Below are 2,011 nucleotides of genomic sequence, written 5' to 3' on the forward strand. Positions count from 1 at the left end.
GCACCCTAAACCGGACAACTGATGTGCTACAAAAACCGGACAGATGATGTGCTAGCTACACCTCCGTTCTACGATAGTTGACTCGTCAAGCATCTCTCTCGATAATGGATGGCCATGCCATCTCTCGACATTCAAAACCCAGAAATGCCAGACCTTCAATTCGTCTTGTTCGTGTCGGCACTCTGTACAGCGGATCTGAAGACGATCAATGTTTCACAAGAACTGCGCCAGACGATCTTCGATCGCTGTTGGGCTTTCCTTCATACCGAGGCACCGCCCACAAATCCTAAAGAACGCGTTCTTGATCTACGAGGTGGAACGGAACTCACACTTGACGCCTGTGCTTCTACGATCCGATCGCTCCTCCTCGAGGCAAATATCGCAACTCTGATGTGGGATCATCCGGTGAGTGACACTCGCATGAATAGCACACCTGAAGCCCTTCCCTTGATCGATCGTTTGGGGCAATTGTATCCCGACCGCCCTACCGTCGTCGATCCTCCTGGTCATCCACCTCGCGACTCCAATCCGACATCATGAATAGAGGGTGCCGTGCGTGTGACGCCAATTGATATTCCTGGTGTGATCGTACTCGAACCGTCCGTCAGGTCCGATCATCGCGGGTGGTTCACGGAAACGTATCACGAGCAACGCTACTGTGACGCGGGTATCACTGAGCACTTCGTCCAAGATAACTGCTCACGATCGGTCCGCAACACGGTTCGCGGCCTGCATTTTCAGGAACCGCACGCTCAAGGGAAGCTCGTCATGGCCCTAGAGGGAACTGTATACGACGTCGTCGTCGATACCCGAAAGGGGTCTCCGACGTTCGGGAAATGGTACGGTATTGAGCTCTCCGGTAAGAACCTTCACCAAATGTACATTCCTGCCGGCTGCGCTCATGGCTTTTGCGTCACGAGCGAGACGGCGACGTTCTTGTATAAATGCACTGCCTATTATTCACCGAGAGATGAACGCGGCATCTTGTGGAACGATCCGGCTTTGGGAATTCTATGGCCGATCACTGAGCCTATTCTCTCACAGAAAGATCAAGCCTACCGCACCCTCAAAGGAATGGATATGGAGTTGCCGTTCTACAAACCTGTTCGTTAGCAAATTACCGCTCACCCACTCTTGTTCCTTCGATTAGCAAAGAGGGCTCCACGACCAGTTCCGATTCAGGAATCTATGGAGCAAGCTAGTGACAGGGCAGCTACAAGTGTGGTATGAGTGCTGTTCTCTTACCCATAGCGGCACGTCCCCATCGTCTAGCCTGGCCTAGGACATTGCCCTTTCAAGGCAGTAACACGGGTTCAAATCCCGTTGGGGACACCACGTTCGAGGCGAGGTTTGCTGAGAACCAGAAACAGTAAGTAACTTCAAAAAGTTTTCACTTCGTTCTCATGAACCCGGATTCGGCAGTTGATCGGTTTTAATGTAAAGTAACTGCCAAAATTCTCTTGCCGGCACAGGAGATTTGGCATGGGTGTTCGTCAGATTCCCACATCACCGCTCCATCCTAAGATTCGGTTTGCGTGTACCGATCATCCGATCACCATCTGGGCGAGAGCCATCTTGTGGCGGCGATATTTCGAACTAATCGGGCTGCGCGCAGCCCCTGACACCGTTGCTCCGCCATTCACGAAGACTTCGAACAATCAAATTCCTGCTGTGGACGTGCTGCTGGTCTGGTGGGGCTTGCCTTGGGCGCCGAACGATTCTGACCCGCTATCGGCGGGATCTGTTACTTCCGCACCCGCTGGGCCTGCCTCGGTTCCCATCCCCAAATACGGTGCGACGGTTCTTTCAGGGCTTCACGTACCGACGGACCACCGAGGTGTCCGAGGCCCTGATGCGGATGTTGCTCGCCGCCATGCGGCCGATTCTGCTGGGCCACACCCTGGCGCTGGATTCGACCGTCTTATGTCGGTATGGCACACAAGCGGGAAGCCTGAAGGGACACAATCCGATCAAACACGGTCGGCCCCCCATCATCCGTTCGTCGCGTGGC

The 2,011-nt window shown here is 54.0% G+C and carries 3 protein-coding genes and 1 tRNA gene; all 4 read left to right on the forward strand.

The genetic code is table 11. The features are described from left to right. Window positions 1–114 precede the first annotated feature (114 nt). Window positions 115–540 carry a hypothetical protein gene (locus ACOSYY_RS04305; RefSeq protein WP_421661036.1) on the forward strand — a complete coding sequence of 142 codons (426 nt, stop codon included), beginning with the start codon at window positions 115–117 and terminating at the stop codon, window positions 538–540. Window positions 541–552: 12 nt separating this feature from the next. Continuing rightward, window positions 553–1,113, forward strand: coding sequence for a dTDP-4-dehydrorhamnose 3,5-epimerase (rfbC, locus tag ACOSYY_RS04310; RefSeq protein ID WP_421661037.1), 561 nt, complete (start codon window positions 553–555; stop codon window positions 1,111–1,113). 144 nt (window positions 1,114–1,257) lie between these two features. Next, window positions 1,258–1,335 (forward strand) — tRNA-Glu (locus tag ACOSYY_RS04315). A 147-nt stretch (window positions 1,336–1,482) separates the two neighbouring features. Beyond that, window positions 1,483–2,011: hypothetical protein (locus ACOSYY_RS04320; RefSeq protein ID WP_421661038.1), on the forward strand; the 529-nt coding region annotated here is incomplete at its 3' end.

Source organism: Nitrospira sp. BLG_2, assembly GCF_049222245.1.